The sequence below is a fragment of the Chryseobacterium sp. Leaf201 genome (assembly GCF_001421435.1).
In the GTDB taxonomy this organism is placed as follows: domain Bacteria; phylum Bacteroidota; class Bacteroidia; order Flavobacteriales; family Weeksellaceae; genus Chryseobacterium.
In genome coordinates this window covers 18226-38289 of record NZ_LMKA01000059.1, presented here as the reverse complement: position 1 = coordinate 38289, position 20064 = coordinate 18226, and the positions used below count along the sequence as shown (strand labels likewise).

At 39.4% G+C, this 20064-nt stretch carries 22 protein-coding genes; 13 read left to right on the top strand and 9 right to left on the bottom strand.

All coding sequences use genetic code 11. The annotated features are described in order from the left end of the window. Positions 1-13 precede the first annotated feature (13 nt). The 5 genes from ASE55_RS07040 (at position 14) to guaB (ending at position 4646) form a co-directional block, all read left to right on the top strand. On the top strand, positions 14-523 hold the full coding sequence (locus ASE55_RS07040; RefSeq protein WP_056217098.1) for an RNA polymerase sigma factor: 510 nt from the start codon (positions 14-16) through the stop codon (positions 521-523). Beyond that, positions 498-1175: a hypothetical protein gene (locus tag ASE55_RS07035; RefSeq protein ID WP_128414518.1), complete on the top strand. Its 678-nt coding sequence runs from the start codon at positions 498-500 to the stop codon at positions 1173-1175. Before ASE55_RS07040 ends, ASE55_RS07035 begins: the two co-directional genes overlap by 26 nt. A 62-nt stretch (positions 1176-1237) precedes the next feature. Continuing rightward, positions 1238-2503: a DUF4252 domain-containing protein gene (locus tag ASE55_RS07030; RefSeq protein ID WP_056217095.1), complete on the top strand. Its 1266-nt coding sequence runs from the start codon at positions 1238-1240 to the stop codon at positions 2501-2503. 11 nt (positions 2504-2514) lie between these two features. Continuing rightward, positions 2515-3018 (top strand): DUF4252 domain-containing protein, encoded by a 504-nt coding sequence (locus tag ASE55_RS07025; RefSeq protein ID WP_056217090.1) that lies wholly within the window; start codon positions 2515-2517, stop codon positions 3016-3018. Positions 3019-3185: 167 nt separating this feature from the next. Continuing rightward, the gene (gene guaB / locus ASE55_RS07020; RefSeq protein ID WP_056217088.1) at positions 3186-4646 is read left to right on the top strand and encodes an IMP dehydrogenase; all 1461 of its coding nucleotides are present in this window, start codon (positions 3186-3188) and stop codon (positions 4644-4646) included. 111 nt (positions 4647-4757) lie between these two features. On the opposite strand, the gene ASE55_RS07015 is transcribed toward guaB, so the two are convergent. Then, complete coding sequence (locus ASE55_RS07015) at positions 4758-5828, bottom strand: DUF4407 domain-containing protein (RefSeq protein WP_056217085.1); 1071 nt, start codon at positions 5826-5828, stop codon at positions 4758-4760. A gap of 167 nt (positions 5829-5995) precedes the next feature. Between ASE55_RS07015 and ASE55_RS07010 the strand changes: the two genes are divergently transcribed. Then, positions 5996-6409, top strand: coding sequence for a hypothetical protein (locus ASE55_RS07010; protein ID WP_128414517.1), 414 nt, complete (start codon positions 5996-5998; stop codon positions 6407-6409). 120 nt (positions 6410-6529) lie between these two features. Here the strand turns inward: ASE55_RS07010 and ruvC are convergent, their stop codons facing one another. Further along, the gene (gene ruvC / locus ASE55_RS07005; RefSeq protein ID WP_056217079.1) at positions 6530-7084 is read right to left on the bottom strand and encodes a crossover junction endodeoxyribonuclease RuvC; all 555 of its coding nucleotides are present in this window, start codon (positions 7082-7084) and stop codon (positions 6530-6532) included. A 116-nt stretch (positions 7085-7200) separates the two neighbouring features. Between ruvC and ASE55_RS07000 the strand changes: the two genes are divergently transcribed. From ASE55_RS07000 to ASE55_RS06990, 3 genes are read left to right on the top strand one after another with little or no spacing between them, the layout of a single operon-like run. Beyond that, positions 7201-7524 carry a PadR family transcriptional regulator gene (locus tag ASE55_RS07000; RefSeq protein WP_082474367.1) on the top strand — a complete coding sequence of 108 codons (324 nt, stop codon included), beginning with the start codon at positions 7201-7203 and terminating at the stop codon, positions 7522-7524. Continuing rightward, the gene (locus tag ASE55_RS06995; protein WP_056217073.1) at positions 7521-8141 is read left to right on the top strand and encodes a hypothetical protein; all 621 of its coding nucleotides are present in this window, start codon (positions 7521-7523) and stop codon (positions 8139-8141) included. The genes ASE55_RS07000 and ASE55_RS06995 overlap by 4 nt, the downstream gene beginning before the upstream one ends. 23 nt (positions 8142-8164) lie before the next feature. Further along, entirely contained in the window at positions 8165-8887 is a 723-nt protein-coding gene (locus ASE55_RS06990; RefSeq protein ID WP_056217070.1) for a hypothetical protein, read from the top strand. A 60-nt stretch (positions 8888-8947) separates the two neighbouring features. Here the strand turns inward: ASE55_RS06990 and ASE55_RS06985 are convergent, their stop codons facing one another. The 4 genes from ASE55_RS06985 to ASE55_RS06970 all read right to left on the bottom strand — a co-directional run bounded on the left by ASE55_RS06985 (position 8948) and on the right by ASE55_RS06970 (position 14875). Continuing rightward, the gene (locus ASE55_RS06985) at positions 8948-9847 is read right to left on the bottom strand and encodes a carboxypeptidase-like regulatory domain-containing protein (RefSeq protein WP_056217067.1); all 900 of its coding nucleotides are present in this window, start codon (positions 9845-9847) and stop codon (positions 8948-8950) included. Positions 9848-9883: 36 nt separating this feature from the next. Further along, a complete protein-coding gene (locus tag ASE55_RS06980) occupies positions 9884-10600 on the bottom strand; it encodes a diphthine--ammonia ligase (protein ID WP_056217063.1) in 717 nt (238 codons plus the stop codon). A 42-nt stretch (positions 10601-10642) separates the two neighbouring features. Then, positions 10643-11416: a hypothetical protein gene (locus ASE55_RS06975; RefSeq protein ID WP_082474366.1), complete on the bottom strand. Its 774-nt coding sequence runs from the start codon at positions 11414-11416 to the stop codon at positions 10643-10645. A gap of 111 nt (positions 11417-11527) precedes the next feature. Next, positions 11528-14875 (bottom strand): methylmalonyl-CoA mutase family protein, encoded by a 3348-nt coding sequence (locus ASE55_RS06970; RefSeq protein ID WP_056217058.1) that lies wholly within the window; start codon positions 14873-14875, stop codon positions 11528-11530. Between the two features lie 225 nt (positions 14876-15100). Here ASE55_RS06970 and ASE55_RS06965 point away from each other — a divergent pair, with 225 nt between their 5' ends. The 4 genes from ASE55_RS06965 (at position 15101) to rpsB (ending at position 17569) form a co-directional block, all read left to right on the top strand. After that, on the top strand, positions 15101-15433 hold the full coding sequence (locus ASE55_RS06965; protein WP_056217055.1) for a hypothetical protein: 333 nt from the start codon (positions 15101-15103) through the stop codon (positions 15431-15433). 325 nt (positions 15434-15758) lie between these two features. Next, the gene (rplM, locus tag ASE55_RS06960; RefSeq protein WP_027387549.1) at positions 15759-16214 is read left to right on the top strand and encodes a 50S ribosomal protein L13; all 456 of its coding nucleotides are present in this window, start codon (positions 15759-15761) and stop codon (positions 16212-16214) included. A gap of 6 nt (positions 16215-16220) precedes the next feature. Continuing rightward, positions 16221-16607, top strand: a complete 387-nt coding sequence (gene rpsI / locus ASE55_RS06955) for a 30S ribosomal protein S9 (protein ID WP_056217052.1) — start codon at positions 16221-16223, stop codon at positions 16605-16607. Between the two features lie 200 nt (positions 16608-16807). Next, entirely contained in the window at positions 16808-17569 is a 762-nt protein-coding gene (gene rpsB / locus ASE55_RS06950) for a 30S ribosomal protein S2 (RefSeq protein ID WP_056217049.1), read from the top strand. 116 nt (positions 17570-17685) lie between these two features. Here rpsB and ASE55_RS06945 read toward each other — a convergent pair whose 3' ends face one another. The 3 genes from ASE55_RS06945 to ASE55_RS06935 form a co-directional block, all read right to left on the bottom strand. After that, positions 17686-18156, bottom strand: a complete 471-nt coding sequence (locus tag ASE55_RS06945) for a DUF6759 domain-containing protein (RefSeq protein ID WP_056217046.1) — start codon at positions 18154-18156, stop codon at positions 17686-17688. Between the two features lie 179 nt (positions 18157-18335). Then, on the bottom strand, positions 18336-19013 hold the full coding sequence (gene trmB, locus ASE55_RS06940) for a tRNA (guanosine(46)-N7)-methyltransferase TrmB (RefSeq protein ID WP_056217042.1): 678 nt from the start codon (positions 19011-19013) through the stop codon (positions 18336-18338). A 79-nt stretch (positions 19014-19092) separates the two neighbouring features. Continuing rightward, a complete protein-coding gene (locus ASE55_RS06935; protein WP_056217039.1) occupies positions 19093-19875 on the bottom strand; it encodes a DUF6759 domain-containing protein in 783 nt (260 codons plus the stop codon). Positions 19876-20064: the final 189 nt, after the last annotated feature.

The following is a 20064-nucleotide window of genomic DNA, read 5'->3' as shown; positions in this document are numbered from 1 at the left end:
TAGAAACAAGCTTATGACCCAGGAAATCTTTAAGGATTCGGTATTCGTTCTCAAAAATGAGATGTATCGCTTTGCGAAAAGGTTTGTCATGAGCAGTGACGAGGCAGAAGATGTGGTGCAGGACCTGATGATTAAATTCTGGCAGAAAAGAGAAGAGCTGGCACAGTTTGGGAACTTAAAATCCTATGCTTTGAAAGCCGTCAGGAATGAATGCCTGAACCGGCTGAAGCATCACGACGTCAAGCTGGGTTTTGCAGATATGCAGCTTCACCGGTCAGAACTGTACAGCATGGAAGTCAATAACCTGAAAGAGCATATCATAGGTTTTATCAATCAGCTTCCGGAAAAACAGAAGACCGTGATCCATTTGAAAGATGTAGAAGAATATGAAGTTTCGGAAATAGCAGAAATGCTGGAAATGGAAGAAAACGCAGTAAGAGTAAACCTTATGCGGGCAAGACAGAAAGTAAAAGAACAAATTTCTCAACTGATGAGCTATGAGCAAAGACAAATTTCAAGATAAATATAACGAGGTCTTCCAGAATATCAAGGAAGAAAAAATGGACTGGGATTTCGAAGATTTCCTGAAAAAAGCAGAAGGAAACGAGGATGAGGTCCAGAATAACGAAACACCCATTATCCCGATAGGGACAAAAGCAAAACCTTCATTCCCGAAATGGTTCTGGATGGCAGCAAGTGTAGCTGTGCTGTTGAGCATCGGTTTTATATTCAACGATAATCAGAAAAACGGGATTGAAGACCAGGCACAATTGGTTGAAAATCAGATTAAGCAGCAGAAAGGTGATTTTATTGAAGAAAATACAGACCACGAGGAGCAGGTAGTACTGAATCAGCCGTCAGATTCTGTTTCCGGAACTAAGAAAGATTCCGTATCACAGGAAAGAACCGTTGCCGAAAAAGATGTCATGGATGAAATCCTGCCTAAAAGAGGCCGTCTTAAAAAGGAAAGGAAACCTAAGTTTGTAAACAATTCTCCGAATAAACCTAAAGCTTCAGAGGCTGCGGCTTACCAGGATTCTTACGTAATTGTAAACGGAAAAAGAATCGAAAATGTAGAAGAAGCCATTAATGTAACTAAGTATTCATTTCAGATATTTGCAAATAACGTCAGTGAAAAATTAGCACAACCTAAAGTTGTAGACGACGATTATTAATTAACCTTAACCGATTATATATCCTGATCAGGCACGCATAATCAAAAATAAAAAATTGACTCATGAAAAAAATATTCTTCATATTCGCACTCGCTTTTTCACATTTCTTTAATGTGTACGGGCAGGATAAATTAGACCTGTTGTTCGAGAAATACCAGGATGTGGAAGGCGTAACTTCCATTAAGATTGCAAAACCTATGTTCGGGATGCTGAGCAGCCTGGACCTGGGAGACGCAGAACTGGATCAGATCAAGCCCCTGCTGTCAAAAATTACAGGGCTGAAAGTTTTGATTGCAGAAAAATCAACCGATGGAAAATCGGCTAAATCAAGGCAGCTGTCGCAGATCGGTAAAGATATTTCGTCTTACCTGAAAAGTATGAACTACAGTGAAATCATGTCCATGAACAGTGGCGGGGCCAAAATAAAATTTATGTCGGCGGAAGAAAAAAACGGTATTCTGGATGATGTACTGTTGAGTATAGACAGTGGTGGCGAAGAAAGTATCCTGGTGAAGCTGGACGGAAGGCTGTCCATGGACGATATCAGTAAGATTGTGAATTCAAACGAAACGAAGACCAATCCCGTTACCAATACAAGAAATGATCTTACCTCCCAGGGAAATTCTTCATATTTAAACGGAGAATCCAGAAATGTAAAGGACTTTACAGGAATCCAGGTAAGCACAGGGGTAAATGTAGTTTTCAAACAGGAAAGCCCGACCAGTGTGAAGGTAACTGCAGATGCCGATAAGCTTCAATATGTTATTACCAAAGTAGAAAACGGTGTTTTAAAAGTATATATTGATAACAAAGGTGTAAAAAACCTGAAGTTTAAGAACTTAAGTGTCAGTGTTTCCTCCCCGCGTATGGAAAATATCCAGACCATTTCCGGGGCAAGTTTCATCGTACTAAATACCATACAGGAAAATAACTTAAATATAGAGGCTTCATCAGGGTCCAATATAAACGGAAAGTTTGATGTGGCTGATAACATGAATGTATCCGTAGATTCAGGTTCAAATATAAGAGCAGGAGTAACCTCAGGGAAGATTGTTTTTAAGGGAACGAGCGGTTCCAATACGAATCTTGAAGGAACGGCAGGCACGGGAATATTTGAGGTTACCAGCGGAGCCGTATGCAGGGCGGAAAATTTAAAAATCAACACGGCAAATGTAGAATCTTCGTCAGGCGCAAGTATCAGCTTAGAGGTAAGAAATAAACTTAAAGTGGAGGCTTCATCAGGCGCTTCGGTAAAATATAAGGGAAATCCGGAGATCGATTCCAATATCAGCAAAGTTTCAGGAGGATCTTTAAGACAAATTAATTAAAATCAGTTACCATGAAAACATTGAAATATATTTTTCTGACCGTTTGTACCCTGTTTCTAATGCAGTCATGCATTGTATCCGAAAAAGCGAATATGGCGTACTTTTCAGATTCCGGAAACGATTTTAAAGGAGCAAAGTTTACCAGCATCAATATTCCGGTGTTTTTAGCCAAACCGGCTATTAGAAAAGCACTGAGAGAAGATTGGGATGATAATGAAGAGATTATCCGGATGATTAAAAAGGTCTCTAAAATCAAGATACTGACCGTTGAAAACGGAGACCGGGCCATGCTGAAAGATTTTGCAAGCTATCTGAATGATAACAATTATGAAGACTGGGCAACCATAAAGCATGACGGCGAAAATGTAAACATCAGGGTAAAGCAGAAAGGCGAAACCATTAAAAATATGCTGATTACCGTAAACTCAGGTAAAGAACTGGTTTTTGTTGATATAAAAGGAAGTTTTACGGCTGATGATATTTCAAAAATGATTGCTTCTGCAAGAGATAAATAGTTACTTTCATATTCAAAACATATTAAATTGTATTTTTTTTATAAAGGCCTTTCCGGATTTTGGAGCGGCTTTTTTGATTTAAGTTATTGATTGTTAAGTTTTATTTAAACTATTAAAATCGATTTTCGTAATTCAGCAAAATACCTTAATTTTGCAAGAAAGTAAAGATGTCTATTCATAACAAAATTGTAGAGACAGCCATCACTTTCGATGACGTGCTTCTAGTCCCTTCTTATTCAGAAGTTTTACCTAACCAGGTTTCACTGAAATCAAGACTTACTGACAAAATTACGCTTAATGTTCCCATCGTTTCTGCTGCAATGGATACCGTTACAGAAGCTGAGCTGGCAATTGCTCTGGCAAGAGTGGGCGGTCTGGGCTTTATCCATAAGAATATGACGATTGAGGAACAGGCTGCACAGGTTAACCGTGTAAAGCGTTCGGAAAACGGAATGATTTCAGATCCTGTTACCCTTTCGAAAGACCATACCCTGGCTGAAGCCAAGGAGACCATGGCGAAATATAAAATCTCCGGTCTTCCGGTAGTGGATGCTGAAAATATTTTAATCGGAATTATTACCAACAGGGATGTAAAATATCAGGAAAACCTTACCATGAAGGTGGAGGAGATCATGACCAAAGAAAACCTCATCACTTCGGATAAAGATACCAACCTGGAAAAAGCAAAAGAAATCCTTCTGAAGAGCAGGATTGAAAAGCTTCCTATTGTTGATAAAAATAATAAATTGGTGGGCCTGATTACGATTAAGGACATCGATAACCAACTGGAATACCCGAATGCAAATAAAGATGATAACGGCCGCCTGATTGTTGGCGCAGGCGTTGGAGTCGGTGAAGATACGCTGGACCGGATTGAAGCTTTGGTGAAAGCCGGTGTTGATATTATCGGGATTGATTCTGCCCACGGACATTCAAAAGGCGTACTGGATAAGATTTCTGAAATCAGGAAGGCCTATCCGGATCTGGATATTGTCGGAGGGAATATCGTAACGGCTGAAGCAGCTGAAGACCTGATCAAAGCAGGGGCAAATGTTCTTAAAGTAGGCGTAGGGCCTGGTTCTATCTGTACAACAAGAGTAGTTGCAGGAGTTGGGGTTCCCCAGTTATCTGCCATCTATAACGTTTACGAATATGCCCGATCTAAAAATGTTGCAGTAATTGCCGACGGAGGGATTAAACTTTCCGGGGATATTGTAAAAGCAATCGCAAGCGGGGCAGGAGCAGTGATGCTGGGATCACTTCTGGCAGGAACAGATGAAGCACCGGGTGAAGAAATTATATTCCAGGGAAGGAAATTTAAAACTTACCAGGGAATGGGAAGCCTTTCTGCAATGAAGAGAGGAGGTAAAGAAAGATATTTCCAGAGTGAGGCTAAGAAATTCGTTCCGGAAGGAATTGAAGGAAGAGTACCAAGCAAAGGCTCATTGGAAGAAGTTATTTTCCAGCTGACCGGAGGCTTAAGAGCTGGAATGGGATATTGCGGTGCCAAGGATATCAAGGCATTACAGGAAGATACAAAAATGGTAATGATTACAGGAAGCGGATTGAAAGAATCCCATCCTCACGATGTAATCATCACGCAGGAAGCCCCGAATTATTCTTTGTAATAATAATTTTAGTTATAAAATAAAAAAGACTGTCCAAATTCTGGGCAGTCTTTTTTATTTAAAATACAGCCGTAATATGAAAGGCTATACTGTATGTCAGATTAAATGAAATTATTTATGCAGATGGTCCTTAAAATCATCAATCCGGTAATCCGTCAGGGCATTTCCTTTTTCAATTTTCTCTTTGGAATAAAGTCTGAAATCATTTTCCGTTTTCTCCAGAAGATAATCATAAGGCCCGACCTGGGAAATCAGTTTTACCAGGACCGGAGAAATTTCCAGACAGATGAAAAGCCCCATAATAAATGTTGCCGCCAGGCCGATGATGGCCGAGTTTTTCCCCAGCTCATCCAGTGCCTGCAGCCTTGCCGCAAAACCGTTGAACCGGTCTTCAAAAGTTTCCGTAGATTTCCTTTCGGTTTCCAGGTTCGTATACACTTTTGAAATTTCTTTATCCAGATAAGCCAGTCTCGGGGTCACCTGTTTCTGGTAATTTTCAAGATCCAGCCGTCTCTGTTCCTTCAGTTCCTGCTTACGTTTGGCATTCGGGCCGAAGCCTTCCTTCCCGCTGGTCAGTCCGGACTGTTTCCCCAGAATTTCTTTTTCAAGCTCTACCGCTGCGGAATCATAGGATTTCTGGTATTGAACGATCTTGTCTGAAATCTGTTTTTTCTCTGTCTCAAAAGGTCCGCTCTGCTGAAGGATCCTTCCGTTCATCTCGCCCTGAAGCTGTTTTTTATTCCTCTGGATAATGGTATTCAGCTGCTTGTTAACTTCCTTTTCAAAAATTTTAAGCTCTAACGGCTTGGAAATAATAATTCCTAAAAAAGTGGCCAGGATCAGTCTCGGAATGGCCATCAGGATCTGGTTCCACCAGGTTCCTGTTTTCTTGATGGAAGATACAATATACCGGTCAAGGTTAAATATCATTAATCCCCACAGCAGGCCGAAACCGATTGCTGTCCAGATCTCGTCAAAAACCGTGTACATTGCATAGCCGGCAGAAAGTGTGGCAAAAACCGCCGTAAAAAGAACGATCCCCCCGATCCCTGCAAACTTATTCCATTCGCTGGGTGTTTTTCTGAGGATATGAATGTTTCCTCCGGAACAGACCATCAGAAACTTCTGAAACCAATTGATGTTATGATTGGCTTGATTTATAGTTTGTTGATTGTTTTTCATTATTGAAAATTTATACAAATGTACTATTAAAAATCATACCAATGCAAAAGATAGTATTATGTTTAACCCAGTATACTTGTTGTGACAGTCATTAAATTGAAAATCAATAAATTAAATTTATATTGGAAAAAAATCTTATATTTAAATATCATTCAAAAAAAATTATTATGAAAAATGTACTAAGACTTTCAGCCGTTTGTCTGGCGTTGACGCTGGTTTCGTGTAACAAAGAAAAAACCATTGATGATGAGCTGAAGGAAGCAGCAGCAGGGATGAACAAGCTGGGCCCGCAGATGATGAGTGACGGGATCCGCCTTGACAGTGTTTCTGTACAGCCCGGAAAAATATTCAAGTATAATTATACTTTAACGGAAGACGTAAAAGAAAGTGTAAGCCCTGAAGAAATCGAAGCCTTTAAAAAGCAGGCAAAAGAAGGAGCTCTGGCCGTTGTAAAAACCTCTCCGGAGATTAAGGAATTCCGGGATAATGATGTTACTATGACCTATTTTTATTACGATAAAAACGGGAAGCCGACCATGGATTTTACCATTATTCCTGCCGAATATAAAGCAAATAAATAATTTTTTTCAAAAAGTAAATTTCCCGCAGACTTCTACTTATAGATGATCTTTAAAAGTTTCTATAAATTTTCAATACTGAAATTTAAGCAGATGTTAATCCGGATTGGTTGATTGAATTATTTATTTCAAACGGTCCGGATTCTGCTTTAAAAAGCTGTCCCAGCCGGTATATGATTTAGTATCGGCAATGGTTCCGGAATTGAAATGATGGCAGACGGCAACCGCCAGTCCGTCAGAAGCATCAAGATACTTTGTAGGAAATTCTTTCAGTTTCAAAAGGTTCTGCAGCATGCCTGCCACCTGTTCCTTGCTTGCGTTTCCGTTTCCGGTGATCGCCATCTTTATTTTTTTAGGTGAATATTCCGTAATCGGGATATTCCGGTACAGGCTTGCTGCCATGGCAACGCCCTGGGCGCGGCCCAGCTTCAGCATACTCTGGACATTCTTGCCGTAGAAAGGAGCTTCCAGGGCAACCTCATCAGGATGATACTCATCAATCAGCGCCAGTGTCTTCTCAAAAATATATTTCAGCTTGGTTTCGTGGTTGGGATACTTTTTAAGGATCAGTTCATGGATGGAAACCATCTCCATATTCCCTTTTTTCACGGAAATCAGTCCAAACCCCATTATCGTAGTGCCCGGGTCAATCCCTAAAATAATCTTCTCTGCAATCATTAGGGCAAAGATAAGGCTTCTGCATTGTCCTGATAGGAAATTTCAGGCATAAAATGTAAAATAATTTGATACATAAGAAAATTATGTATAGATTTGCTAGGTATAAAAGAACAGTATTGAAAAAAAACAGTCTGTATAAAGGGACGCTCCAGAATATTATCCTGAAGCTGCTTGCCAGAGAAGTGAAAATGTACGGGTACCAGATTACCCAGCGTGCTAAAGAACTTACAAAAGGCGAGCTTGAAATGACCGAGGGCGCATTATATCCGCTTCTCCATAAGCTGGAAGCAGAAGGGATGATAACTTCTGAAATCCGGAAAGTCAGCGGGAGAGACCGCAAATATTACCTTTTAACGGATAAAGGGAAAAAACAGCAGATTGAGCAGGAACAGGAAATGCAAAACTATTTATTTAACCTAAATACCATTTTTAATCTATGATTACTCAGGACCAGGAACTTCAGATCGAAACGTATCTGCGCTCAAGAAAACTTTACCATGAACTGCATCTGGAAATTAAAGATCATTTTATGTCTCAGATTTCTGATGAAATGGCAAATCAGGGCATCGGTTTTCAGGAAGCATTTTTAAAAACAAAATCAGATTGGGGAAAAGAACTTGAAATGGTTCGTGCTGATCTTTTCTCCTTTAAGAAGATTGCAAGGATTGAAAAGCAGGTCCTGAAAAAAAGATTCAGGAAAATTGTCTTTTCTTCTGCTGCCTGGTCTCTGCTGTTCATCGCATTTTTCTTTATCAGTGCAGAAGCTTTTACGGTTTTACAGGTTGTATTAATGGGAAGCTGGATAGGCTTGTTAGGCTATAGTTTTTTAACTAAAAAAATTGCATTCTCTCATTACGTAGCAATCAGCTTCCATCCGCTGGTAATCCGGAATATGCTGCTGTCAGTGGCCTTGGTTTTTTTAATCGGTTTTCTTCCTGTTGACTTTATTACAACTCTGACAGATATGGAAATCAACCGGTTCTTCCTTGTGTACGCTACTTTTGTACAGCTGCAGATCTTATATTTTAAAGTGAAAAGAATAAATGTTTTAGTCTGAATTGATCATGTTAAATCTTAAAAATGATATCAAAAGAACAGGAACATCAGATTACTGATTATTTAATCTTACACAGGCTTCCTGTAGATATTCTGCTGGAAGTAAAAGACCATATGACAGAACAGGTTTCTGATATTCAGATGCAGGAAAACCTGGACTTTGACAAAGCTTTTTTAAAGACACAAAAGCTTTGGGCGGATGAGTTTAAAATGACAACCTACCCTGTTTTTTACAGTGGGCAGATCCCGGTAATCATCAAAAAAATAGTAAAAGAAAAGTACAGCAGCATCATTAAGAAATCACTTTGGTTTGGTATCCTGTCATTTGCCATTAATTTTATGCTTATTTATCTATCCGAAAATCAGGAAGTTTATAACGATCTTTTCAGATTTTATAATTCCATGTTTGTCCTGATCCCGTTTTTATTTTGGATTTTCAGTCCGGAAATGCGGAAATATGTAAGAAGAGATTTCAAATACCAGGGAAAGCTATTTTATACCTTATACCAGCAGAATTTAGGCCTATATATCATCTGTGCCAATGTCATGTTCCAGATTATATTAAGGGAAGACCGATACGTCTTTAACTTTTTCAGAACTGAAGATTCAGTAGCGTTGCTTCCGTTAATGATTGCGCTGCTCGTTCCTTTTATTTTACAGGTGATGATTATTTTTGTACTCATTAATTTTTTCGAGCACAGAAAATCATTGTATAAGATGCAGGATTTCCTTAGTATTCCAGAATAAGCTGCGTTTTTGATAGTCAAAAAAATTATTGGTCTTGAAATCTAATTTCTGACAGAATGATTATTCTGATGTACTGTTCCTCACAAAAACGATATAAATATCTTCTACCTTATTACTTTCGGTGAAAAATTTTGTCAAAGGCTTAGGGATATAATGAACATCATAGTGCTTTGAGTACAGAGAATAGCTTTTATTATACAGTTTATAGTCTAACCGTTTCCCGTGAAGAAAGACAAAAGAATGCTCACCTGCATATGGCGGACCCACGCTAATCTCTCCCAATGATTGCAGCATACCGTTTTCCTGAAGTTTTATAGTAGTATTTTGTGAAAGTTCATCCTTAGAAAAAACTTTTAACCTACGGTCAAAGATAAATGGATCCGGATTGAATTCCAGCAAAAAGTTTGACTCTTTAACCAGTTCCTCCGGAATTTCCAATGTGAAAAATCCGTTTTCATCTGTTTTTGTTGAATATACCTGTGATACGGTAATTAAGCTGACGTTTGCTGATATAGGTTTTCCGGTTCCATCTGATACTATTTTTCCGGAAATAGAAGGAAGGATATTTGTATCTTTTTGCTGTCCTTTATCCTGTTTTTTCTGAGGAGTTTTGACTTCAGTTACCGATATATGTCTGGTTTGAGCAGGGTAATGCTGGATTATGCCGGCTGTTAAAGCGAACCCTGCAGCGATTTTTGTAAAGGTAATGTTGCGTGGTCGGATATCTTTATTGAATTGCAGCCGGTTTTCCAAATGTTCTTCCGGCTTCCTGTTGATAAGGATACCACAGAACTTTTCACTATTGTTCTGTATAATAATGTCGGCAATTTCTGTATGGGTAAGTGTTGTAAGGTCGTACACTTTTTTTGAACACAGGCTGCAGTATTTTCCTCCCGGAATATCAGCCATCTTATCTGCTGATTCCGTGCAGGGCTTTTCAATTCTCAGATATGGTTTCATAAGCTTAGTTTACACCAGAACGGAAATTCAGGACAATTATTTTGAAATCAAATCACAGAACCAGAAAACATATTCTCCTTTACCGTCTTCATCATTTTCATCAGATTTAGGTTTCGGATATGTTTTTTTAACGGTTTCCCCAATTTCAAACTGAACCGGATTTTTAAAAATCGGTCCGTCAAAAGTGAAAGTGTGGAATTCCCCGTTCTCTCCGCAGGGATCCACATTTTCAGGTAAATCTTGAATAAAATCCTGATCAATAATTCTGCCTGCAAAACTTTTGTCCAGATACGTTTCATTGACGCAGGTAATGATGGTTTTAAAGCCTGAATCTAAAAATTGATGGATGAGGTCTGTGGTGTTCTGTTTCCATAACGGGAAAACGGCTTCCATACCGATGGCCCGCAGCTGATCTTCACGGTATCTGCGTAAGTCTTCCAGAAAAATATCCCCGAAAATGGAATGTGTTATGCCCCGGGACTGTATTTCATTCATGGTTCTGGTCATGATCTGATGATATTCTTCCATAGAAGGTTCCTGTGGAAGCTCCATTTTAATCAAAGGCAATCCTAAGCTTTCTGCCTGCTGTTCCAGCAGTGAAACATGAACACCGTGCATGGAAATCCTCTGAAATTCTTTATTGATACTCGTCAGCAGGGAAGAAACTTCAAATTGATCTTCCTTTAAAATTGTATACAGGGCGAGCGCAGAATCTTTTCCACTGCTCCAGTTGAAGATGGCTTTTGGTTTCATGTGTTGATAAGGTCTGTCATTATACCTGGGATTTCTGCATTTTTACTGCAGGCCGCTCATTTCTGCTTCAATCTGTACCATGCCCGCTTTCATACTGCCTTTATCAACCGCTCTCTGCCATTCTTTTTCAGCTTTGCTTTTATCTCCCAGGCTGTGATAATAACTTCCTAAAATGGTATGCCCTTCAATCTCACCCATGCTGATGATTTTCTGTCCCAGTTTTATAATTTCAGGGTTCTGCTTGGGCTTTTTAAGCTTATTTTTTAAGACAGCTTCCATTCCGCCGGCATCCTGCATCACCATTAACCCAAATTTTTCCATACAGGCTTTGGCGAGGCCTCTGGTGCACAGGTCATCTATGGTTTTGGTATAGTTGCTCATTGCGCTTTCATCAAACAGCTTGTCAAAATTATTGGCTTTGGATTTTGCTCTGATTTTACGGTAATATTCATACAGCAGCTGTGCATTCTTTTTAGCCAGGGCATTATCTTTCCTGTTGTTTTCAGCCAAGCTGTCTTTTTTCAGGTCCCATCTGGTATTCTGTACCCATGAGGAAATCCCGGTTAAACGGTTTTTAGACACTTTAAATACAAAAATATCTTTATCCGGAAAAACTACCAGTGAGTCATTCTTTACAAAATAATCCCCTTTCCCATAGCCTGCAATATCTACTTTCCCATTGCCGTCAAAAGCAAAATACGGGTATAAAGTTTCTTTAGCGTTGGTCATGAAATAGCCTTGTAGATTGTTGTCAGCCTCTTGTGCATTGAAATATCCACAGGAAATAATTCCGAGCAGAAATAAAATATATTTCATTATTTAAAATGTTTTCTTTGAGTAAAAATACAAAACCTCAAAGAAAATTCCTTGAGGTTTTAATTTATATTTTAAAACAGTCAGTAGTAAAACAGTCTGCCCGAAACGGATCTACATGTTTCTTCTGTACTTTCCGCCTACTTCAAACAGAGCATTGGTAATCTGCCCAAGCGAACAATATTTCACGGCATCCATCATGACATTGAATAAATTCTGCTGGTTGATGGCTGCGTGCTGCAATGTTTTTAAAGCATCTTCGGATTTATCTTCATTCGATTTCTGGAAATTGTGAAGCGTTTCAATCTGAACCTGCTTTTCTTCCTCCGTCGAACGGATTACTTCACCCGGGCGGACCGTCGGCGAACCGTCTTTTCCTAAGAAAGTATTCACCCCGATAATTGGATACTCACCGGTATGCTTCAGCCATTCGTAATGCATGGATTCTTCCTGGATTTTTGAACGCTGATACATCGTTTCCATGGCTCCTAAAACACCACCTCTTTCCGTAATTCTGTCGAATTCCGTATAAACGGCTTCTTCCACTAAATCTGTCAGTTCTTCAATAATAAATGAACCCTGAAGCGGATTTTCGTTTTTAGCCAATCCCAGTTCTTTATTGATGATCAGCTGAATGGCCATCGCTCTTCTTACAGACTGCTCAGTCGGAGTCGTAATGGCTTCGTCATACGCATTGGTGTGCAATGAATTACAGTTGTCATAGATGGCATAAAGCGCCTGAAGCGTCGTTCTGATATCATTAAAATCAATTTCCTGTGCGTGAAGTGAACGTCCGGAAGTCTGAATGTGGTATTTCAGCATCTGGCTTCTTTCATCAGCGCCGTATTTCAGTTTCATGGCTTTCGCCCAGATTCTTCTTGCTACACGTCCGATTACGGAGTATTCAGGGTCAATCCCGTTGGAGAAGAAGAATGATAAGTTCGGGGCAAAATCATTAATGTCCATTCCTCTTGACAGATAGTATTCCACATACGTGAAACCGTTGGCCAAGGTAAAGGCTAACTGTGAAACCGGGTTCGCACCCGCTTCTGCAATGTGATATCCGGAAATAGAAACGGAGTAGAAGTTCCTTACTTTTTCCGTGATGAAATATTCCTGAACATCACCCATTAATCTCAGGGCAAATTCAGTAGAGAAAATACACGTATTCTGGGCCTGGTCTTCCTTTAAGATATCAGCCTGAACGGTTCCACGAACCGTTGCGATTGTTTTAGCTTTAATTTCAGCATAAGCTTCGGCAGGAATAACTTCATCCCCTGTGATTCCTAATAATTTTAAGCCTAAACCGTTATTGGAAGGCGGCAATTCGCCATTATATTTTGGTCTTTCCAGCCCTTTATCGTCGAATTTTGCTTTTAAAACTTCTTCAACTTTAGCTTCCAGTCCGTTTTCAGCAATATATTTTTCAACATTCTGGTCGATGGCAGCATTCATAAAGAAAGCGAGCAGCATCGGAGCCGGTCCGTTGATCGTCATTGAAACCGAAGTCATGGCATTCACCAGGTCAAATCCGGAATATAGTTTTTTAGCATCATCCAGTGTGGCGATAGAAACACCCGCATTCCCGATTTTACCGTAAATATCCGGTGGTAGAGCAGGATCCTGACCGTATAAAGTCACCGAGTCAAAAGCAGTTGAAAGACGTTTGGCATCCATTTCCGCAGAAACATAGTGGAACCTTCTGTTGGTTCTTTCTGGCCCGCCTTCTCCGGCAAACATTCTCGTAGGATCTTCTCCTGTTCTTTTGAAAGGATAAATTCCGGCGGTATAAGGAAATCCTCCCGGAAGGTTTTCCTGGCCTTTCCATTTGATCAGATCACCCCAATCGGTGTATTTTGGTAATGATATTTTTGGAATTTTTAAATGAGATAAAGATTCTGTTGAGGTTTCAACCTTAATTTCTTTTCCACGGACAAAATAAGAATAAAACTCAGCTTTAAAAGCCTGTTTCGTATCATCCCAGTTGTTCAGGAAGTCTATATTTTCCTGTTGAAGATCTTTTTCGGCTTTCTGATATTCAGCATCCAAAGTTTCATGAGAAAGGAATTTTTTTACCCCTTCAATATGATACATTTTTCTTGCTAAATCTGCCTGTTTTTCAACATTGGCGTCATATTGCCTGTTGTTTTCAACAATTTCAGAAAGGTAACGTACTCTTTTCGGAGGAATGATGGTTACTTCATCGGTAATTTCCTGTTCAACAAACCCCTGCAGGTTTAACCCTGAAAATTTATCGTTTACTTTTTCAACTAACCTGTTGTATAATTCAGTTGTTCCGTGGTCGTTGAACTGAGATGCCTTTGTTGCATACACCGGCATATCGTCCAGCGGACTTTCCCATAACAAATGGTTTCTCTGGAACTGTTTTCTTACAGCCTGAAGTGCATCCAGAGCACCACGTTTATCAGATTTATTTAAAGCAACAAGGTCTGCATAATCCAGCATGTCGATTTTTTCCAGCTGTGTGGAAGCTCCGTATTCAGGAGTCATTACGTACATGGAAACGTCTGCAAAATCAGATACTTCAGAACCGGACTGTCCGATACCCGAAGTTTCCAGGATGATGACATCCGGATGAGCCAGTTTTAACACATTTAAAGCTGAATGAATAAACGGCGAAACAGAAACGTTGTTCTCCCTCGTCGCCATGGAACGCATATACACCCGCGGGTCATTGATGGCATTCATACGGATCCGGTCACCCAAAAGCGCACCTCCGGTTTTCTTTTTCGAAGGGTCAATAGAGATGATGGCAATTTTTTTATCAGGGTTTGAACGGATGAAACGTCTTACCAATTCGTCAGTAAGGGAAGATTTTCCGGCCCCGCCCGTACCTGTAATTCCGATAATCGGAATGTTGAGGTCTTTTGATTTTTCGTCAATGGCTTTTACCAATTCCGGTTTTTCTTCCGAGAAGTTTTCAACCGCAGAAATAATCTTGGCAATGCTGGTAGAATTCTCAAAGCTGATGGAATCCAGGTCTTCAGCCGTTACTTCTTTTCCGGTTGCGAAATCTGATCTTTTTACCAGATCATCGATCATGCCCTGTAAACCAAGCTCACGGCCGTCATCCGGGGAATAAATCCTGTCGATTCCGTAGGACATGATGTCTTCGATTTCTTCAGGAAGGATAACGCCGCCGCCACCACCGAAAATCTTAATCTGCGGAGAATTTTTTTCTCTTAGAAGATCATAGATGTATTTGAAATATTCGTTGTGGCCGCCCTGGTAAGACGTGAGGGCAATGGCATTCGCATCTTCCTGAATGGCTGTATTCACCACTTCTTCTGCCGACTTATCATGACCAAGGTGGATGACTTCGCATCCTGTTCCCTGGATCACGCGGCGCATGATATTAATCGCTGCATCGTGGCCGTCAAACAAGGAGGCCGCTGTAACGATTCTTACTTTATTTATTGGAGTATATTTTTGGGTTTCCATAAAAAATCTAGAAATTTTCTGAATTTTCAAATATAATAATAAAATAACAACCGGTGATTTATATTTAAATGATTGGATTTTAGTATTTTATATTTCAAAGGTTTAACATAAAGATGTCGCAGTCAGGCTATAGGCTGATTTACAATGATCATTTCCACCATTGATTAATATCCGGCTTCTCAAATTAAAAATCTCTATTTTTGCATCCTATTATATATATTCAGTATGAAAAAGGCATTCTTATATTTTGCATTGGGAACGGTTGTGAGTTTTTTGATCAATTATTTCTTTTACAGTTCAGAAAATATCGGGCTTGATATATATTACGCACTGGCTTTCGGTTTTGCGTGGGGGATTGCTTATTACCTGGATACACCCAATTTCACACTGTCTCAGAAACTGGGGCTGTCTTTTGCTGCCATGGCAGCTCTTGTACTGGTCGGGACATTGCTTTTCAGCCTTGAACTTGCCATTCCTTCCATCCTGAAATTTTCAACGGTTTTTGTGGCTTATTACCTGATTGCCAGCTTCCGGGCAAATAAAACACTCAGGAAGTAAGTTCTATACCATATATATTTATTATTTTATCAGAAGTTTGATAAACTTCATTCTGTTAAAAAAACAAGAAACAGGTTTGTCTGAATATTTCTTTTATTAATTATAGGGGAGTCTTAAACGAGCTTTTTTATTTACAGCATAATTAGAAATTTAAGCTCTTGTTATCACATTTGTACCTTTATTGTTATTATCCACATTCTTAATGCAGTAACGCAAATAAATGATTTAAGTATTTAAAACAAAATATGTTTTTGCATTCTGAAAATAATTTGTACCTTTGCACACCCTTATGGGGAAAATTATGTTTAATCTTTAACTAAAACGTGTGAATACATTAAGTTACAAAACTGTTTCAGCGAACAAAGCTACTGCTAATAAAGAATGGGTTGTGGTAGACGCTGAAGGACAGCCGTTAGGAAGACTAGCTTCTACGGTTGCAAAGATTTTGAGAGGTAAGCACAAAACAAACTTTACACCCCACGTAGATTGTGGTGATAACGTAATTGTTTTGAATGCTGGGAAAGTTACGCTTTCCGGAAATAAGTGGGACGACAAGACGTACATCTGGCATACAGGTTATCCTGGAGGGCAGAAGTCTATGACTGCGGCTGAACTTCAGAAGAAAGATTCTTTAAAAGTATTGGAAAAATCCGTAAAAGGTATGCTTCCGAAAAACAGATTAGGATCTGCATTGTTGAAGAACCTTTATTTATATGAAGGGACTGAGCACAAGCATGAAGCTCAACAGCCTAAAACAATTAATGTTAACGAATTTAAATAATTAATTATGTCTATAGTTCACAAAATCGGAAGAAGAAAAACTTCTGTAGCTAGAGTTTATGTAAAGCCAGGTTCTGGAAACATTACAGTAAACGGAAAAGATGCAAAAGATTATTTCTCTACAGACGTGATGGTTTACAAATTGAACCAGCCGTTTATCCTTTCTGAAACTGCTGGTCAGTATGACGTTACCGTAAATGTTTTCGGTGGTGGTAATACAGGTCAGGCAGAGGCTATCAGATTAGGTATTTCAAGAGCTTTATGTGAAATCAATGCTGAATTCAGATTAGCTTTGAAGCCTGCTGGTTTACTTACAAGAGACGCAAGAATGGTGGAAAGAAAGAAGCCAGGTCAGAAAAAAGCAAGAAAGAGATTCCAGTTCTCAAAACGTTAAGAACTGCGGTAGGCTTAGAGCAATATGCAATAAGCTATTTGAAAAACTTATTAAACTTTTTAACTCGCTTACAGCTTACAGCTTAGTGCCTGAAGCTTAAAGCAAATTGCCCGTTACGTTTAGCATCCAAACGCTTCTCCCATCTAAAGAAGTTGTTGATTGTTTAAGAGACGGAAAGTAAACTAACAAAAACAGAAAACATGGCAAAAGCAAATGTAAAAGACCTCCTAGAGGCTGGCGTACACTTCGGTCACATGACCAGAAAGTGGAATCCAAATATGGCTCCATACATTTTTATGGAGAAAAACGGTATTCACATTGTAGACTTACATAAAACAGCAGTTAAACTGGATGAAGCGTGCAGCGCTTTGGAAAAATTAACTTCTGCAGGTAAAAAAGTTCTTTTCGTAGCGACTAAAAAGCAGGCGAAAGAAGTAGTTGCTAAGCATGCTGCTGAACTTAATATGCCTTATATCACAGAAAGATGGCCGGGAGGTATGTTAACGAACTTCGTTACGATCAGAAAGGCTGTAAAGAAGATGAACTCTATCGACAAAATGAAAAAAGACGGTACGTTCGAAACTTTATCTAAAAAAGAAAGATTACAGGTAGACAGACAGAGAGCTAACTTAGAGAAAAACTTAGGTTCTATCTCTGACATGGTTCGTCTTCCTTCTGCAATCTTCGTTGTAGATATCATGAGAGAACACATTGCTGTAACGGAAGCTAAGAAATTAGGAATTCCTGTTTTCGGTATTGTTGATACCAACTCTGACCCTAGAAAAGTAGACTTCGTTATCCCAGGAAACGATGATGCTTCTAAATCTATCGATATGATCTTGAACATTGTTTCAGATTCTATCAAAGAAGGTCAGTCTCAGAGAAAAGCTGATAAAGAAAAATCTAAAGAAGAAGGAGAAGTAGTATCTGCTGATAAAGATGCTGACTTTGACGGAGAATAATTAAGGTTTTCCTTACCATAAAAAAACCACTGGATCTCAGATTCAGTGGTTTTTTATTTGATACATTGAGAGCCGTGGATTAATATCCATCCTAACAATTCATTTAATCAGCTAACTTAGTTTGAAAGCACCATGCTGTAAGAACTGCTTACCAGTTTGGTTTTCTGGTACACCGCATCACAGATCATCCCGGAAAAGTTGTAATTCTGATTTACCGGAACCATTACGGCAGCCTTTTTATTCACCCCGATCGGGATTTTCTTAAAGTAATTGTTTCCGCTGACAGTCAGTACGATATTACAGCGGGATTTATTTTCTACCATAACCGATGTTTTGCCGGGATCCGAAGAACCGTTCAGTATATCCGTTAAAACCGCAGCTGTTTCAGATTTATAGGTCTTAACCAAAGCCTGATATTCTCTCTCAGCCTGCGCGGCAGGCGTTGTGCTGCTTCCCGTATTGGAGACCGCAGGAACAACGGCTGGAGCTGGTTTTCTCACAGGGTAAGTTGTTTTTTTCGGCGCTGTACTGCCGCAGCTGTTCAGAAATAAAGCAGCCATAAAAGAAAAGGAAAGTAGTATTTTCATTGACAAAGTATCTGGGTGTAAATGTAATATTTTTACTTTTTTCAGCAGCCTTTTTCAATTGTTTATCAAAAAAAATTTGTCGTACATTCCGCCATCTATCAAAATATAAATAAAAAAGGATGTCTCTTTTATGGACATCCTTTTTTATAACTGATCAGAACGACTGATTAAATTCTTTTTTAATTGATTCTGAACTTAATATACGTAATTGTCTTTCCTTTTGCAGAGAACAGTTCCTCATAATAGGTTCTGATATCCCTTAAATGAGGTGTATTCGGGTCATATTCCAGCGCGCCGTAAATATCATGATGCGCCGTAATGATTTCATAGCCTGCTCCCTGCAGGAACCCAAGCGTGTATCCGTGAAGGAATTCAGAATCTGTTTTCAAATGAACGATCCCGCCGGGCTTAAGGAATTTTTTGTACCTCTCTAAAAAATCAGGGTGGGTCAGCCTGTGCTTCGTACGCTTGTATTTAATCTGCGGATCCGGAAAGGTAATCCAGATTTCATCCACTTCATTTTCCCCGAAAAAATGGTCAACCAGTTCAATCTGGCTTCTTAAAAATGCAACATTCTTCATGCCGTTCTCAACCGCTTCCTTGGCTCCGAACCAGAATCTTGCCCCTTTGATATCGATCCCGATAAAATTTTTCTCAGTGAAAGTCTTGGCAAGCCCTACAGAATATTCGCCCTTGCCGCAACCTAATTCCAGAACAATCGGATTCTCGTTTTTAAAGAAGTCCGTTCTCCATTTTCCCTTAAGGCCAAAGCCGTTCAATGCTTCCTCCCTTGACGGCTGGATCACGTTCGGCAATACTTTGTTTTCTGCGAATCTTACTAATTTATTTTTACCCATGAGAAATTTAAAATCCTGCAAAAATAACGAAAATTACACAAATGCCTTATTGTTGACATTAAAAATAGGGAACTGAGGCTTATTTTTTTGAAGAACTCCCTAAAGCGACCATCAGGGGTTTCTGGATTGTCTTCTGTGAAGCATACTGCGCGCCGCAGACAATACTCGTGAACAGGTAGTCGCCTTTCTGTACCACAATTGAATTGTCGCCGCGTGAAGGGACCGGAAGCCTGTATTTTGTAGTCCCGATGCCTTCGATCCGAACGATAATATTGCAGTCGGATTTATTTTCAATCATAATGATGCACTCTTTGGCATTGGGATCATTGTCAAAAAGGGAATTCAGGATTTTTACCGTTTTGTTTTTATGCTCTACCGGGTTTTCGGCCATCAGCATATTGAATTCTGAAGCTTCCGTATCCGGAATAGCTGCAGCGGGTTTGGCAGCTGCTACAGGCGCAATATAAACATTCTGGGGATTACTCGGGGTATAGACCACGGCAGCCTGCCCGGCCTGTAATTCTTTCTGGTATTTTGCAATCTGCTTCTGTTTGATGATCGCATTCATCTCATCAAAGGATATTTTTGTGGAAGAACGCCTTTTCAGCATAGCCAGCCAATCCTGCATCTGGCGGACCTTGGTATCTCCGGGCTGGGCGTTTTTAATATATTCCTTCATCATCTCCATCACACGCGGTTTCAGGACAGACCTGCGGGGATCATCAGGATGGGCATCCCTCAGGAAAGCATTGATCTCGTAAATATTTTTGCTTTTTAAAATATTACTGTAATCTTTTCCTTTTGACTGGGCTGAAAGATTCATAAAAAGGAGGGCACTAAAAAACAGAAGCAACTTTTTCATTTACTAAAATTAATTTATACTAAAATTATCCTCTCAGCCTAGTTGAATTCAGGTTATCAGTATGAATAAATTCTGTGAAGGCAGGATGATTTTTCTCCATTCCCAGATTTATCGATAAAATTACTATAATTTAAATAAAAACAAAAAATGTATACTGCAATTTTTGCCATATACATTTTCCGGCTTAAT